Annotated in this window: 12 protein-coding genes; 9 read left to right on the top strand and 3 right to left on the bottom strand. The window is 70.6% G+C overall.

The window, feature by feature from the left end; genetic code table 11:
• From ACQP26_RS09960 to ACQP26_RS09950, 3 genes are read right to left on the bottom strand one after another with little or no spacing between them, the layout of a single operon-like run.
• Nucleotides 1-885 carry an ABC transporter permease gene (locus tag ACQP26_RS09960; protein WP_269700908.1) on the bottom strand — a complete coding sequence of 295 codons (885 nt, stop codon included), beginning with the start codon at nucleotides 883-885 and terminating at the stop codon, nucleotides 1-3.
• Nucleotides 885-1,895 carry an ABC transporter permease gene (locus ACQP26_RS09955; RefSeq protein ID WP_013285149.1) on the bottom strand — a complete coding sequence of 337 codons (1,011 nt, stop codon included), beginning with the start codon at nucleotides 1,893-1,895 and terminating at the stop codon, nucleotides 885-887. The genes ACQP26_RS09960 and ACQP26_RS09955 overlap by 1 nt, the downstream gene beginning before the upstream one ends.
• A 15-nt stretch (nucleotides 1,896-1,910) precedes the next feature.
• Nucleotides 1,911-3,566, bottom strand: a complete 1,656-nt coding sequence (locus ACQP26_RS09950; protein ID WP_281578513.1) for an ABC transporter substrate-binding protein — start codon at nucleotides 3,564-3,566, stop codon at nucleotides 1,911-1,913.
• Nucleotides 3,567-3,829: 263 nt separating this feature from the next.
• Here ACQP26_RS09950 and ACQP26_RS09945 point away from each other — a divergent pair, with 263 nt between their 5' ends.
• From ACQP26_RS09945 to ACQP26_RS09905, 9 genes are all read left to right on the top strand, one after another.
• On the top strand, nucleotides 3,830-3,952 hold the full coding sequence (locus ACQP26_RS09945; protein WP_281578514.1) for a hypothetical protein: 123 nt from the start codon (nucleotides 3,830-3,832) through the stop codon (nucleotides 3,950-3,952).
• Between the two features lie 357 nt (nucleotides 3,953-4,309).
• On the top strand, nucleotides 4,310-5,623 hold the full coding sequence (locus ACQP26_RS09940; protein ID WP_433495543.1) for a cellulose binding domain-containing protein: 1,314 nt from the start codon (nucleotides 4,310-4,312) through the stop codon (nucleotides 5,621-5,623).
• A gap of 281 nt (nucleotides 5,624-5,904) precedes the next feature.
• Nucleotides 5,905-8,334 (top strand): ricin-type beta-trefoil lectin domain protein, encoded by a 2,430-nt coding sequence (locus tag ACQP26_RS09935; RefSeq protein WP_433495542.1) that lies wholly within the window; start codon nucleotides 5,905-5,907, stop codon nucleotides 8,332-8,334.
• 124 nt (nucleotides 8,335-8,458) lie between these two features.
• Entirely contained in the window at nucleotides 8,459-10,198 is a 1,740-nt protein-coding gene (locus ACQP26_RS09930) for a family 43 glycosylhydrolase (protein WP_281580022.1), read from the top strand.
• Nucleotides 10,199-10,209: 11 nt separating this feature from the next.
• A complete protein-coding gene (locus ACQP26_RS09925) occupies nucleotides 10,210-11,334 on the top strand; it encodes an RICIN domain-containing protein (RefSeq protein WP_281578517.1) in 1,125 nt (374 codons plus the stop codon).
• A gap of 104 nt (nucleotides 11,335-11,438) precedes the next feature.
• Nucleotides 11,439-11,855 carry a PPOX class F420-dependent oxidoreductase gene (locus ACQP26_RS09920; protein ID WP_281578518.1) on the top strand — a complete coding sequence of 139 codons (417 nt, stop codon included), beginning with the start codon at nucleotides 11,439-11,441 and terminating at the stop codon, nucleotides 11,853-11,855.
• Between the two features lie 43 nt (nucleotides 11,856-11,898).
• Entirely contained in the window at nucleotides 11,899-12,489 is a 591-nt protein-coding gene (locus ACQP26_RS09915) for a DinB family protein (protein ID WP_269706882.1), read from the top strand.
• 89 nt (nucleotides 12,490-12,578) lie between these two features.
• Nucleotides 12,579-14,390, top strand: a complete 1,812-nt coding sequence (locus ACQP26_RS09910) for a hypothetical protein (RefSeq protein WP_281578519.1) — start codon at nucleotides 12,579-12,581, stop codon at nucleotides 14,388-14,390.
• Between the two features lie 36 nt (nucleotides 14,391-14,426).
• The gene (locus ACQP26_RS09905; RefSeq protein ID WP_281578520.1) at nucleotides 14,427-15,437 is read left to right on the top strand and encodes a glycosyltransferase family 2 protein; all 1,011 of its coding nucleotides are present in this window, start codon (nucleotides 14,427-14,429) and stop codon (nucleotides 15,435-15,437) included.
• Nucleotides 15,438-15,450: the final 13 nt, after the last annotated feature.

Genomic DNA, 15,450 nt, shown 5'->3' with positions numbered 1-15,450 from the left:
TCACCGCCGCTTCGCGTTCGCGCGGTCCTGCAGGCCTTCGCCGAGCAGGCTGAATCCCAGGACGCAGACGAACAGGGCCAGGCCGGGCGGGACCGAGGTCCACCACCGGCCGCCGACCACGTCCGCGGCACCCAGGCTGATCATGGCGCCCCACTCCGCCTCGGGGATGCTCACGCCCAGGCCGAGGAAGGAGAGCCCGGCCAGGGTGAGCATGGCCCAGCCGCAGTTCAGCGGCGCGATCACCCGGACCGGGGTGAGGCTGTTCGGCAGCAGGTGCCGCCAGAGCACGCCCACCGGCGACGCCCCGGAGGTGATCGCGGCGTCCACGAACGGCAGTTCCCGCAGCGACCGCACCTCGGCGCGGACGAGCCGGGCGTACGCCGGCGCGTTCACCGCCGCGATCGTGATGATCAGGTTGATGGTGCCGTTGCCGAGCAGGGCGGCCACCGCCAGCGCCAGGATGAAAGTGGGGAACGACTGGAAGATGTCCACCACCCGCATCAGCACGTCGTCGAGCCAGCCGCCGAAGTAGCCGGCGACCAGGCCGAGCAGCGTGCCGACGACCACGGCGAGCGCGACCGCGGCCAGGGCGATGCCCAGGTCGAGCCGGGCGGCGTAGAGCATCCGGCTCCAGATGTCCATGCCGTTGCCGTCGGTGCCGAGCAGGTGGCTGCCGCCCGGGGCGACCAGCGTGTTCGCCGCGTCGATCTCGGTCTCGCCCCACTGGCTCAGCAGCGGTGCGAACACCGCCAGCAGCGCGACCACCGACAGGATGCTCGCCCCGGCGATGATCATGCGGCGGGCGAAACGGCTGTCCCGGTCGCCGCCGGGCACGACCACCGGCGCGGCGGCGGGACCGTCGGGGACGGTTCGCAGCTCGGCCATCAGAGCCTCACTCTCGGGTCGAGGATCGCGTGGACCACGTCGGCGATGAGGAACACCAGCACGTAGCACAACGCGATGACCAGCACCGACGCCTGCACGACCGGGTAGTCCCGGTAGAGCAGGCCGCGCAGGGCCCACTGGCCGAAGCCCTGCCACGAGTACACGTACTCAACGAGCACGGTGGAGCCGATCGCCGTGCCGAAGACCAGCGCGGCCAGTGACGGCAGCCGGACCAGCGTCGCCCGCAGCAGGTAGCCGTAGTGCAGCGTGCGGTCGCGCAGCCCGTGTGCCTTCGCCGCGGCGTACGACTCCGAGTGCAGCACCTCGAGTGCGGAGGCCCGGACGCTGCGCAGCAGCGGGGCGACCACGCCGACCACGAGGGTCAGCACCGGCAGCACCAGGTACGCCGCGGCCGAGGCGATCGCCGGCCCGTTGGCGGTGAGGACGGCGTCGACGAGGTCGGCACCGGTGAGCGGGGTCAGGCCGGTGTCCGGGTCGACCCGGCCGTTGGGCGCCGGGAACCAGCCGAGGATGCTGTAACCGACGAGCACCAGCACCAGGCCGAGCCAGAACTCCGGTACGGAGTTGCCGACCAGCGCGAAGATCCGGACGCTGTGGTCGCCGGCCCGGTTGGCCCGCTTGGCCGACCAGATGCCCAGCACGGTCGCCACCACGAGCGCGATGCTCACCGAGATGACGACGAGTTCCAGGGTCGGACCCACCCGCAGCGCCATCTCCGAGCCCACGGAGCTGCCGCTCTGGATCGACGTCCCGAAGTCACCGGTGAGCAGCCCGCCGAGGTAGTCGAGGAACTGCTGCCACAGGGACTGGTCGAGCCCGAAGCGGGCCCGGGCCGCGGCGGCGTCCTCCTCGGTGGCGTTCTGCCCGAGGATGCTGCGGACCGGGTCGCCCGGCAGCACCCGGACCAGGAGGAAGGCCAGGACGACCACTCCGAGCAGAACGGGGATCAGCTGGAGCAGTCGCCTGACGACGAAGCGGAAGATACGCATGGGTGGGTGGTGTCCCTAGGCCGATGCGCTCAGGTAGCGCAGGCGGGCGAGGCCGTCCATCGGCTGCACCCAGCCGGCGACGGATTCCCGGACGGGCAGGTTGAAGTTGGGCTGGCAGATGACCACCCACGGCACGTCGGCGGCGAGGATCTCCTGGACCCGCTTCCACAGCGCGTTGCGGGCGCCGGTGTCGACGGTGGTGTGCGACTTCTCGTAGATCTGCTCGATCTCCGGGTTGCTGTAGTTCGAGTAGTTGAGGTTGGCGCCCTTGACGAAGCTGGTCGCCAGCATGTACTCGACGTCGTCCACCCAGAGCTGCCCAGAGGTGATCTGCAGCGGGATGTTCTTCTTGGTCCGCCGCTCGCCGAGCGTGGCCGGGTCCAGCGGGGTCAGCTTGAGCCGGATGCCGGCCTTCGCCGCCTCGCTCTGCACCTGGACGGCGATCTTCTGCTGCTCCTCGTTGTCGGCCTCGAAGACCAGCTCGGAGTCGAGCGACGCCCGGCCGGCGGCGGCCATGGCGGCCTTCGCCTTGTCCAGGTCGTAGGTGAACGGGTAGCCGCTCTCGTCGTAGCCGGGCATGTCCAGCGGGACCGGGCTCTTGGCCGGGCGGGCGTCGCCGCCGTACACGTTGTTGATGATCTGCTCGTAGGGCACCGCGTACGCGAGCGCCTTGCGGACGTTCACGTCGTTGAACGGCGCGGCGGTCACCGACATCTGGATCGCGACCTGGCGGTTGCTGGCCGCCGAGATGACCTTGATGCCCGGCGCCTTCTTCAGGTCCTGGATGTCGCGCTGGCTGATGCCCAGGGCGATGTCGATGTCACCGGCCTGGAGCTGGAGCCGCTGGTTGGAGGCGGCCGGCACCACCGAGATCCGGATGGTCGGCGTCTTGGCCGGGTCCGGGCCCGGGTAGTCGGTGTTCGCGCTGAGCTCGATCTCCTGGCCCTGGGTGGCCTTGGCGACGTTGAAGTAGCCGCCGGTCGGCGGGTTCTTCGCGAACCAGTCCTTGGCCCACGGGTCGCTCGCGCTCGCGTGCTTCTTGGCCTCGACCGAGTCGAAGACGTACAGCGAGATCGCCTGGATCTGCCGGGTCAGGGCGCTCGGGAACGCCTGGTGGAACTCGACCGTGTAGTCGTCGACGACCTTGACCTGGTCGGCGCTGGTCAGGCCGATGGTGCGGTAGACGCCGGCCACGTTCGCCTGGGCGGCGAACGCGCGGTCCTTCGACCACTTCACGTCGGCGGCCTTCATCTCGTTGCCGCTGGCGAACTTCACGCCGCGCCGCAGCTTGAGCGTCCACACCTTCTGCTCGGCGTCCGGCTCGAACGACTCGGCGAACGTCGGGGTGATGTTCTGGGTGTCGAGGATCTGGCTGCCGCCGGCGTCGGTGACCCCGTAGTCGATCAGGTACGGGAAGACGTTCTTGTAGAGCATCAGCGCGGTCAGGTCGAAGCCGACGAAGTCCTGGTCCCAGCTCGACAGGTAGCTGGAGACGGCGATGCGCAGCGTCTTGGCGGAGGCACCGCCGGACTTGCCGTCCGTGGACTTGTTACCGCTGTCCGCGGCGCAGGCGCCGGTGGCGAAAAGGAGCGCGACGCTGCCACCCAACTGCAGGACGCCGCGGCGGGAGAGCGCGGGCGAGGAGGCGCCCGGACGGTGTGAACGAGCCATGAGAAGCCCTCCTAGAAGCACGAGGCGAATGGCCCGAGCTGCGGACCTACCTGGTGTTCTACCGGATTAGGCACGAGTGAACAATAGGGTGAACGGTGTTCACTGAACACGCCCGCGCTGTGAAATCAGAGCGCTCCCGAACTGCGGGATAGCCCGAGCATCAGCGTTCACAACGGTTCATCAAAACGTTACGTACGGCGTACCGAAGAAGGCCGAGACCGTCGGCTGTTCCTGGGCGTGACCTCTCCGGCGCGCTGGGCGCCGTGGTCGCGGCGCTGCACACCGCGTACCGGCGGCTCGGGCTCGCCGAGGCGGACCTCGCCCGCGTACCCCAGCCGGACGCCCTCGCCGGCTGCGACCTGACGGCCCTGGCCGCCCGCGTCTGAGCAGGCCGCGCCGCCCGCGCCGGGCGCTCCTGTGAGCGCTCACCCGGCGGTCCACCCGGCATTCCTCCGGGCCCGGGCGGTTGAACATGTTATCGATAACCTGCTATGTTCCGGCACGGGAGCGAAGGGCACGCTCCCCGTCACCCCCGCAATCGGCAAGGCGTCCCGAGGCATCTCCCTCGCCGCCCGGCCGGTCGGTGACCAGTCCGGGCCGCTCCGCCGATGCACGCCACGCAGGCGGCCACCGGACGACTTCAGCCCCGGCCGCACGCGCGGCTCCGCGCCCTCTTCGCAGGCGACGTCGGCATCGACGGACGGCCCGGCCTGCACCGCCACCCAGGGCAAGGAGTCCAGCAAATGGCGAAACGAACACCGCTCATCTCATCCATCGCCGCCGCGGCGATGCTCCTCGCGGCGGCGGCCGGGGGCGCGCTCAGCAGCAGCTTCGGCGAGACAGCGCAGGCGTCGACGAACGGCACGCTCGCGGCGACAGCCGGCTGCGGCAAGGCGCCCACGCTGTCCAGCGGGACGCGCACCATCTCCAGCGGCGGCCAGAACCGCAGCTACATCCTGCGCATCCCGGACGGCTACGACCGCAACCGTCCGTACCGGCTGATCTTCGGGTTCCACTGGCTGAACGGCTCGGCGAACAACGTGGCCTCGGCCGGCTACTACGGCCTGCTGCCGCTGTCGAACAACAGCACGATCTTCGTCGCGCCGCAGGGCATCGACAACGGCTGGGCCAACACCAACGGCCGGGACCTGACGCTGTTCGACGACATCTCCCGGCAGATCGAGAACGACCTCTGCGTGGACACGTCCCAGCGGTTCGCGCTCGGCTGGAGCTACGGCGGGGCGATGAGCTACGCGGTGGCCTGCGCCCGGCCCAACATCGTCCGCGCGGTCACCGTCATCTCCGGCGCCAACCTCAGCGGCTGCAACGGCGGCACCCAGCCGGTCGCCTACTTCGGCATCCACGGCACCTACGACAGCGTGCTGAACATCTCCATGGGCCGGTCGCTGCGCGACACGTTCGTCCGCAACAACGGCTGCACCGCGCAGAGCCCGCGCGAGCCGAGCCGTGGCAGCCTCACCCACATCACCACCACGTACTCCGGCTGCCGCGAGGGCTACCCGGTGCAGTGGGCCGCGTTCGACGGCGACCACACCCCCAGCCCGGTCGACGGGTCGGGCAGCCCGAACGACTCCCGGACCTGGACGTCGGGGGAGATCTGGCGGTTCTTCAGCCAGTTCGCGTCCACCACGCCGCCGACCACGGCGCCGCCGACCACCGTGCCGCCGACCACGCCGCCGGTCACCACCGCGCCGCCCACGACTCCGCCGGTCACGACGCCGCCGCCGGGTGAGCCGGGCGCGTGCACCGCGACCTACCGGACCGTGAACACCTGGCCCGGCGGCTTCCAGGCCGAGGTCACGGTCACGGCCGGCGCGGCGGCGCTCAACGGCTGGACCGTACGCCTGACCCTGGCCTCCGGCCAGGCGATCAGCAGCCTCTGGAACGGCGTCAACACGGGCACCTCGGGCTCGGTGTCGGTCCGCAACGCCGACTACAACGGCACTGTCGGCGCGAACGGCTCGACGACGTTCGGGTTCACCGCCACCGGCAACGGCGCCACCGCACCCAGCGGCGTCAGCTGCACCAGCCCCTGACCGGACCGCCGACCCCGGACAGGGGTGCCGGGCCGGGGGTGGCACTGCGCCGCCCTCGGCCCGGCACCGGCCGGAACAACGTGAGGTCCCGCCCGGCGCCGGGATGTGCTCTAATTAACTCTGGTCGATGTTTGCGCTAACATTCTCGATCCCGCAGGCCACCACCACCAGTACCTCAGGACCGGCACGCAACTCTTGTTAGCGTTTACACCGACGGTTACCCACAACTCGCGACACCCGGCCCCGCCGGCCGGACGGTCGCGCGTACCCGAGGAGCCGTCATGGTGATCCCCCGTCCCCGGTCCGTCCGATCCGGACCATCGCGTCTCGTCATCTCCGCCCTGGCCCTCTCCCTGGCGGCCACCGGCGGCGGCCTCGCGCTCGCCGCGAGCCCCGCCCAGGCGGCCACCACGATCACCGTCAACGGCGCCTCCGGGGGCCAGACGTTCGACGGGGTCGGCGCGGTCAGCGGCGGCGGCGGCAACAGCCGGCTGCTGATCGACTACCCGGAACCCCAGCGCGGGCAGATCCTGGACTACCTGTTCAAGCCCGGCTACGGCGCCGCGTTGCAGATCCTCAAGGTCGAGATGGGCGGCGACACCAACTCCACCAGCGGCTCGGAGCCGAGCCACGAGCACGTCCGGGGCGATCTCAACTGCAACCGTGGCTACCAGTGGTGGATCATGGAGCAGGCCAAGGCCCGCAACCCCGCCATCAAGCTGGCGGCGCTGCCCTGGGGTGCTCCCGGGTGGATCGGCAACGGCAACTTCATGTCTCAAGACATGATCAACTACTTCGTGGACTGGTTGGGCTGCGCGCGGCAGCACAACCTCACCATGGACTACATCACCGCCGCCCAGAACGAGAAGCGGACGGACGCGAACTGGACCATCAGCCTGCGCCAGGCGCTGAACGCCGCCGGCTACAGCGGCGTGAAGATCATTTACGGGGACGACTACCCCGGCAGCTGGGGCCCGGCCAACGCCGTGGCCGGCAACGCCACGCTGCGCAACAGCATCGACGTGCTCAGCGGCCACTACCCGTGCGGCTACCTCAGCGCGCAGACCACATGCACCGTGTCGTCGACAGCCACCTCCACCGGCAAGACGCTGTGGAACAGCGAGGGCGGCTCGCAGGACTACAACGACGGCGCCAAGCCGCTGGCCCGCGGCATCAACCGCGGCTACATCGACGGCCGGATGGTCGCCTACCTCAACTGGGACCTGATCGCCGCCATCACCCCGAACCTGCCCTGGTCCACGGTCGGGCTGATCCTGGCCAACCAGCCCTGGTCCGGCTGGTACTCGGTCGGCAAGAACACCTGGGCGCTGGCGCACACCACCCAGTTCACCGCGCCCGGCTGGCGCTACCTGGACTCGGCCTCGGGCTACCTCGGCGGCAACCGCAACAACGGCAGCTACGTGTCGCTGCGCTCGCCCACCACCGGCGACTACAGCACCGTCGTCGAGACCATGGACGCCACCGCGGCCCAGCAGGTCACCATGAACGTCACCGGCGGGCTGTCCACCGGCCAGGTGCACATCTGGTCCACGAACCTGAACTCGAACAACCCGAACGACTTCTTCGTGCGCGGCGCGGACATCACCCCGTCGGGCGGGTCGTACTCGTTCACCGCCCAGCCCGGTCACCTCTACACCGTCACCACCACGACCGGTCAGGGCAAGGGCACCGCCACCAGCCCGGCCCAGGGCTCGCTGAGCCTGCCGTACCGCGACGACTTCGACAGCTACGCCGGCGGGCGGATCCCGAAGTACCTCCAGGACATGCAGGGCGCGTTCGAGATCGTCGGCTGCGGCGCCGGCCGGGCCGGCATGTGCCTGCGCCAGATGTCCGCGCAGGCGCCGATCACCTGGAAGACCCTCGCCGACCCGGCGACCTACGGCGGCAACCTGAACTGGGGCAACTACACGGTCTCGGCCGACGCGCTGCTCGAACAGTCCGGCTACGCCCAGATCATGGGCCGCGTCGGCACCACGAACCTCGATCCGATCGGCCGCTACAACGGCTACTTCCTCCGGGTCACCGACTCCGGCGCGTGGTCCATCCTGCGCAACAACACCGCCGGGCGGCTCGCCACGCTGCGCAGCGGGAACGTCGCGGCGCTGGGCACCAACCGCTGGCACAGCCTCGCGCTGGGCTTCTCCGGCACCACCATCACCGCGAGCATCGACGGCACGACGGTCGGCACCGTCACCGACTCCACGTTCGACACCGGCCAGGTCGGCTTCGGCACCAGCCAGGGCCAGACCGCCCAGTTCGACAACCTGGCGGTGGTCGCCGGCCCGGGCGGCAACCCCGGGGGTACGAGCGGCGCGTGGCTCAACCCCAACTCGAGCCGCTGCCTGGACGTGCCGAACCAGTCCCAGACCAACGGCACGCAGGTGACGTTGTGGGAGTGCAACGGCGGGACCAACCAGCAGTGGACGGCGACGTCGAGCCGCCAGCTCCAGGTGTACGGGAGCAAGTGCCTGGACGCCGAGGGGCAGGGCACCTCGTCCGGCACCCGGGTGATCATCTGGGACTGCAACGGCGGCACCAACCAGCAGTGGAACGTCAACACCGACGGCACGATCACCGGCGTCCAGTCCGGACTGTGCCTGAGCCCGAACGGCGGCGGGACCGGCAACGGCACCGCGATCGTCCTGTCCGCCTGCACCGGCGCGAACAGCCAGAAGTGGAGCCGGGCGTGACGGCCCGACCCTCGCCGACCACATCATCCGCCGCGGCGCGGCCTACCCCGGGAGAAGACCTGTGACGTCAACGCTATGGAGAACCGACCGCCGGACCAGACGATGGCTCGCCCTGGCGGTGACCATGCTCGCCCTGCTCGGGCTGGCCCCGGCCATCGCCGGCGGGCTGAAGCCGACCGCCGCCCGGGCGGACAACCCGATCGTGCAGACCATCTACACGGCCGACCCGGCCCCGCTCGTGTACAACAACCGGGTCTACCTGTACACCGGCCACGACGAGGACAACTCGACCTGGTTCACCATGAAGGAATGGCGGGTCTACTCGTCCGACGACATGGTGAACTGGACCGACCACGGATCGCCGCTCAGCCTCGCCACGTTCAGCTGGGCCAAGCAGGACGCGTGGGCCGGCCAGGCGGTCCACCGCAACGGCAAGTTCTACTGGTACGTGCCGATGGTCGTGCGGGCGACCGGCCAGATGGGCATCGGGGTGGCGGTGGCGGACAGCCCGACCGGGCCGTTCCGGGACGCCATCGGGCGCCCGCTGGTGAGCAACGGCGAGATCGACCCCACCGTGTTCATCGACGACGACGGCCAGGCGTACCTGTACTGGGGCAACCCCCGCCTGTGGTACGTCAAGCTGAACGCGGACATGATCTCGTACTCGGGCAGCCCGACCCAGATCCCGCTGACCGCGGCGGGTTTCGGGGCACGGACCGGGGACGCGAACCGGCCGACCCTCTACGAGGAGGGGCCGTGGGTGTACAAGCGCAACGGCCTCTACTACATGGTCTTCGCGGCCAAGTGCTGCTCGGAGTTCATCGCCTACTCGACCGCGCCCGGGCCGCTGGGACCGTGGACGTACCGCGGCACCGTCATGCCCACCCAGGGCAGCAGCTTCACCAACCACCCCGGGATCACCGACTACAAGGGCGGCTCGTACTTCTTCTACCACAACGGCGCGCTGCCCGGCGGCGGCGGTTTCACCAGGTCGGTGGCGGTGGAGAAGTTCTCCTACGGCGCCGACGGCTCGATCCCGACGATCAACATGACCACCACCGGCGCGCCGCAGATCGGCACGCTCAACCCGTATGTCCGGCAGGAGGCCGAGACGAGCGCCTGGGCGTCCGGCGTGGAGACCGAGCCGGCCAGCGGCGGCGGGATGAACGTCGGCTTCATCGACAACGGCGACTACCTCAAGATCAAGGGCGTCGCCTTCGGGACCGGCGCGACCTCGTACACCGCCCGGGTGGCCTCCGCGGGCAGCGGCGGCACCATCGAGCTGCGGCTGGACGGGACCAGCGGCCCGGTGGTGGGCACCTGCCGGGTGTCCGGCACCGGCGGCTGGCAGACCTGGGCCGACACGACCTGCGCGGTCAGCGGCGCCACCGGCACCCATGACCTCTACCTGCGGTTCACCGGCGGCAGCGGCTCGCTGTTCAACATCGACCACTGGCGGTTCACCCCCGCCGGGAGCACGCCGCCGCCCACCGACCCGCCGACCACCACGCCGCCGCCGATCGATCCCCCGCCGACCACTGCGCCGCCCACCACGCCGCCGCCGAGCGGTGACGCCTGCACCGCCACCTACCGCACCACGAACTCCTGGTCGGGCGGATTCCAGGCCGAGGTCACGGTCACGGCCGGCGCGGCGGCGCTCAACGGCTGGTCCGTGCGATGGAACCTCGCGAGCGGCCAGAGCATCAGCCAGGTCTGGAGCGGCACGCTGAGCACCAGCGGCTCCACGGCGACCGTCCGCAACGCCGCGTACAACGGCTCGGTGCCCGCGTCCGGCTCCACCACGTTCGGCTTCATCGCCAACGGCTCGCCGATCATCCCCTCCCTGACCTGCACCAGCCCGTGAGAGGAGCAGTAATGCGTACCAGAACGAGGAAGTGGCTCACCGCGGGCGCCGCGCTGGCGCTGCTGGCCGCCGGTGTGCTCACGCCCGCCGGGCCGGCGGGCGCCGAGTCCAACGGCGGCACCCGGGTGATGCCGCTGGGTGACTCCATCACCGAGGGCACGCAGGTGCCGGGCGGCTACCGGATCGGCCTGTGGCAGCGGCTGGCCGGTGGCGGCTACCGGGTCGACCTGGTCGGCTCCCAGTTCAACGGGCCGGGCAACCTCGGCGACCACGACCACGAGGGTCACCCCGGCTGGCGCATCGACCAGATCGACGCCAACATCACCGGCTGGCTGAACGCCTACCAGCCGCGCACGGTGCTGCTGCACATCGGCACCAACGACATCCTGCAGAACTACAACGTGTCGACCGCGCCGAACCGGCTCTCCTCGCTCATCGACCGCATCACCAACACCGCGCCGAACGCGGACGTGTTCGTCGCGCAGATCATCCCGCTCGCCAACTCCGGCCAGGCGGCGGCGGTACGCACGTTCAACGCCGCGCTGCCCGGGATCGTGCAGTCGAAGGTAAACGCCGGCAAGCGCGTCCACCTGGTCGACCAGTACTCGGCGCTGACCACCGCCGACCTGATCGACGGCGTCCACCCGACCGCCACCGGCTACGACAAGATGGCCGCGGTCTGGTACCGCGCGTTGCAGTCGGTGTCCGGCAGCATCGGCACCCCTGGGAGCAGCGGCGGCACGTACCAGAACGTGCAGCTCGTGGGCGCCGGCTCGGGCCGGTGCCTGGACGTGCCGAACGGCAGCACCACGAACGGCACCGCGGTGCAGCTCTACGACTGCTGGGGCGGCACGATGCAGCGCTGGACCTACACCTCGACCAAGCAGTTGCAGGTGCTCGGCAACAAGTGCCTGGACGCCAGCGGGCGGGGCACCGCGAACGGCACCAGCGTGATCATCTGGGACTGCAACGGCCAGCCCAACCAGCAGTGGAACCTCAACGCCAACGGCACGATCAGCGGGGTGCAGTCCGGGCGCTGCCTGGACGCGGCCGGCTACGGCACCGCCAACGGAACCAGGATCAACCTCTGGGACTGCCACGGCGGCACCAACCAGCAGTGGAGCACGCGCGCCTGACCGGCACGCGACGGGCTCCCCGGCGGCGTCCGCCGGGGAGCCCGTCCGGGCGTCGCCCGCCGCATGACCAGCGGCGGACCCGGCGGGTACGTAGAGTGCGAACCATGTCGAAGCCGCCGCTGCCCGAGCCCGCCGTCGCCATGCTGGGCAAACCGAATCCCGCCGTCATCGCCACGCTTCGCGACGGCCAGCCGGTGTCCGCGGCCACCTGGTACCTCTGGGAGGACGGCCGCGTCCTGGTGAACATGGACGAGGGCCGCCGCCGGCTGGCACACCTGCGCAGCGATCCCCGGGTCTCCCTGACCGTGCTGGACGAGGGGAACTGGTACACCCACGTCAGCCTGATCGGGCGGGTGGTCGAGCTGCGCGACGACGAGGGCCTGGCGGACATCGACCGGATCTCGCAGCACTACACCGGGCGCCCCTACCCCCGGCGGGACCGCGCCCGGGTCAGCGCCTGGATCGAGATCGAGCGCTGGCACGGGTGGGGCGCGCACAAGGACAACAGCCAGACCGGCTGACGGCGCCCCCACGATGTCCGACCCATGCGGAAGAGTGTCGGGCATGAGTGAGCCGTACGACCCGAAGGCAACGCTGCACCACTACCTGCGCGCGATCCGGGAGAACCTGATCTGGAAGCTCGACGGGCTGAGCGAACGCGAGGCCCGGCTTCCCCGCACCGCGACCGGCAACAACTTCCTGGGCCTGCTCAAGCACTGCCTGAACGTCGAGGCCGGCTACTTCGGGCTCACGTTCGGCCGCGAGTTCCCCACGCCCGAGGAGCTGGTGCCGTTCGACGCGTTCGACACGGACCCGCAGGCGGACTGGTACGCGCGAGAGGACGAGACCAAGGACGGGCTGATCGACCTGTACCGCCGCGTCGGGGCGTTCGCGGACGAGACGATCGAGACGCTGCCGCTGGACGCGCCGGGGCGGGTGCCGTGGTGGCAGCCCGGCCGGCAGGACGTGACGCTGCACCATGTCATCGTGCACGTCTGCGTCGACCTGGCCCGGCACGCCGGGCACGCCGACGTCATGCGCGAGCAGCACGACGCGACGGTCGGGCTGGGACGGGACAACCGGAACGTTCCCGAGGGCTACGACTGGCCGGCGTACGTCGGTAAGCTGTCGGCGCTCGCCGACCGGTTCGCGTAGCCGGCCCTTCCGGTATGCCGGCCGGAAGTTTCAACCATATTTCGGACAGCGGATCGACAGGACCAGCAGCATCGTGAACCATCTATCCCATGAAGATCCGGCCCGCCGTCGCTCCGCCGACCGCTGAGGACACCGGTCCCGCGCAGCCTCCCGCCGACCCGCCCACGGACGAGCAGCCCTCGGACGAGCGCCCCTCGGACGGCAGACGCCGGTGGCGGCCGAACCCGGAGTGGACGCTGGCGATCCTGGGCAGTCTGCTGCTGGCGGTGGTGCTGACGTGGCCGACGATGCGTCACCCGGCGACCACGATCCCCGGTGACCTGGGCGACCCGACATTGCAGGCGTGGCAGGTCGCCTGGTCGGGGCACGCGCTGCTCAACGACCCGGCCAACCTCTGGAACTCGAACACGTTCTTTCCGGAGCGCTACACCTACGCCTACAGCGACACGCTGCTCGGGTACGCCCCGTTCGGGATGCTCGGCTCCGGCTTCGAGGCCGCCGTGATCCGCTACAACGTCCTCTACGTGCTGCTGCACGCGCTGGCGTTCCTCGGGGCGTACGCGCTGGCCCGGCAGCTCGGCGCCAACCGCTGGGGCGGTGCGGTCGCCGGGATCGCGTGGGCGTACGCGCCCTGGCGGCTGGCGCACTCCGGCCACCTGAACATCCTGTCCAGCGGCGGGATCGCGCTGGCCCTGGCGATGCTGGCCCGTGGTCACGGCTGGTCGCTGCGCCACGGCTACCGGCCGGAGCGCCGCAAGCCCGGCTGGGCGGTGGCCGGGTGGCTCGTCGCGGCCTGGCAGGTCACGCTCGGCTTCGGCATCGGGCTGCCGCTGGTCTACTTCCTGCTGGCCGCCGTGCTGGTGGCGGCCGGTTGCTACGGCTGGTCCTGGTGGCGCAAGCGGGAGCGGCCCCCGTTCGGCCGGCGGCTGCTGATCGCCGACCTGGCCGGCGGCGCCGTGTTCGGCACCGTGACGCTGCTGCTCGGGCTGGTCTACCTGCGCGTGGTCGACCTCAACCCGCAGGCCGTCCGGTCGCTGGACTGGACCAAGATGTTCTCCCCGCCGCTGATCGGGTTCGTCACCGCGCCCGGTGACTCGTGGTTGTGGGGGGAACGGCACGCCGCCGCCCGCGAGCAGCTGACCTGGCCGCCCGAGATGGCGCTGCTGCCCGGCATGACGCTGATCGGGCTGGCCGCGGCGGGGCTGTTCGTCTCGGCGTTCCCGGTGCGGCACCGGGTCGCGCTGGGGCTGGGCGTGGCCGGCACGGTGCTGCTGGGCCTGGGTGCCACGCTCGGCGGGGACGGCGACCCCGGCTACCTGACGTTGTCCAATCTCCTGCCGGGCTGGGACGCGTTGCGTACCCCGGGCCGGATGATGCACTGGACCAGCCTGCTGCTGGCCGTACTGGCGGCCGGGCTGGTGACGGCGCTGGCCGAGTCGTTGCGCCGGCCCGCGGCCGCGCGCGCGTCCCGGGCCGCCGCGGCGCTGGTCCTGCTGGTGCCGCTCGCCCTGGTGACGCTGGAAGGCGTCAACCGCACGCCGCACCCGGTCGTGCCGACACCACCGGCCGCGATGCGGACCGCGCCGGAACCGATGCTGGTGCTTCCCGCCGGCGGGGTGGGCGACCTGAACTACATGCTCTGGTCCACCGACGGGTTCCCCCGGATCACCAACGGGCTCGGCGGTTTCGAGCCGGTCACCCAGGCCCAGACGCGGGTCGCCGTGGCGACGTTCCCCGACGCGGGCAGCGTGGCGTACCTGCGTGGGATCGGCGTGCGGTCGGTCGTCGCGGTGCCGAGCCGCGCGGCGGGGACGCCGTGGGAGGGCATCGAGACCCGGCCGGTCGACGGGCTGGGCATCACCCGGGAGGATGTCGATGGCACGCTTGTCTACCGTCTCTGACACCGGGTACGCCCACCCGGGCGAAGGCCGGGCGGGGTGAGCACCGTGCGGTTGTCGGTGGTGGTGCCCTGCTTCAACGAGGAAGACTCGGTGGAGCGGCTGCACGAGATGCTCAGCGCCGCGTTCGCCGAGCTGCAGGACGTTGACGTCGAGGTGGTGTACGTCGACGACGGCAGCGAGGACGGCACCCTGGCGGCGCTGCGCCGGCTCGCCGCCGCCGATCCGGCCGTCTGCTACACCTCGCTGAGCCGCAACTTCGGCAAGGAGGCGGCCATGCTCGCCGGCCTGCGCCGGGCCACCGGCGACGCGGTCGTCATCATGGACGCCGACCTGCAGCACCCGCCGCGGCTGCTGCCCGAGATGGTGATGCTCTACCGCCAGGGGTTCGACCAGGTGATCGCCCGCCGCGACCGGCGTGGTGACCGGTTCATCCGGATGGTCGCCTCGCGCTCCTTCTACCGCCTGGTCAACTGGTGGATAGACGTACGCCTGCTCGACGGCGCCGGTGACTTCCGGTTGCTGTCCCGGCTCGCGGTGAACGCGATCCTGGCGATGCCGGAGTACAACCGCTTCTCCAAGGGCCTGTTCTCCTGGATCGGTTTCCGCACCGCGGTGGTGGCGCACCGCAACGAGACCCGGCAGGCCGGGCGGAGCCGCTGGACGTTCGGCAAGCTGTTCAACTACGCGTTCGACGGCCTGCTGTCGTTCAACAACCGGCCGCTGCGCCTGGCCATCTACGGCGGACTGTTCCTCACGCTCATCGCGGTGGGCTACATGGCCTGGGTCGTCGCGGACGCGGTGGAGAAGGGCATCGACGTGCCCGGCTACACCACCATCATCGTCAGCGTGATCGGCCTCGGCGGCATCCAGATGATGATTCTCGGGGTGATCGGCGAGTACATCGGCCGGATCTACTACGAGACGAAGCGCCGTCCGCACTATCTCGTGCAGGAGACCGAGCGCGTCGTCGACACCCCCGGCCGGGCGTCCCGGATTCCCGAGCAGCGTACGGCCACCGGCGGATCGATGGCCGGCGAAACCGGCTGAGCAACCCCGATCG

Source organism: Micromonospora sp. CA-248089 (genome assembly GCF_050948515.1).
Taxonomy (GTDB): Bacteria; Actinomycetota; Actinomycetes; order Mycobacteriales; family Micromonosporaceae; genus Micromonospora.
The sequence above is the reverse complement of the archived record's forward strand: the minus strand, read 5'-3'. Positions and strand labels throughout refer to the sequence as shown.